The sequence below is a fragment of the Alteromonas sp. 14N.309.X.WAT.G.H12 genome (assembly GCF_036697315.1).
Taxonomy (GTDB): Bacteria; Pseudomonadota; Gammaproteobacteria; order Enterobacterales; family Alteromonadaceae; genus Alteromonas.
This window is the reverse complement of the sequence record NZ_JBAHZB010000257.1, coordinates 1-429: the sequence shown is the minus strand read 5'-3', so window position 1 is coordinate 429 and position 429 is coordinate 1. Positions and strand designations below refer to the sequence as shown.

At 38.2% G+C, this 429-nt stretch carries 1 protein-coding gene; it reads left to right on the top strand.

Translation table 11 applies throughout. From position 1 onward, the window contains the following. The first annotated feature begins 24 nt into the window (after nt 1-24). The gene (locus V5298_RS20880) at nt 25-258 is read left to right on the top strand and encodes a hypothetical protein (protein WP_332933317.1); all 234 of its coding nucleotides are present in this window, start codon (nt 25-27) and stop codon (nt 256-258) included. The last annotated feature ends 171 nt before the right edge of the window (nt 259-429 follow it).

Sequence of the window (429 nt, the reverse complement as noted above, 5' to 3'; positions counted from 1 at the left end):
GTGTTATGTGTCGATGGATAATGTATGACCAAGGAAGTTAAGAAAAAAGAAAGTTTATTTGCTAATTCGGTGGCAGCGGGCTTTGCTGCACTTATGGCGTCTATGGTTATGATTTGGTGGGGCATTTCGAAACCATCCGAGGATACAAGCATCTATATTTTTCAAGCACTACTTTACGGATGCATTTTTACGTTTTTTTATTTCTTTACCTCTCGCTTTTTTAACTGGCTATATTCTCTGCATGACGAAAAAGTTTGATAAGTATTGGATGCTATGACAATTATTTTAATAGTTAAGGATTTGCGAATTAGGCTTAACTCACTTTGGTAGGCAGCTCGGTATGGAAGGAGAATAGTGGGTGACACATAACAATAAAATTCAAGCGGACATTGCCAAAAGCGGGCAACGCCGCTCAATTTGGTGTTATAT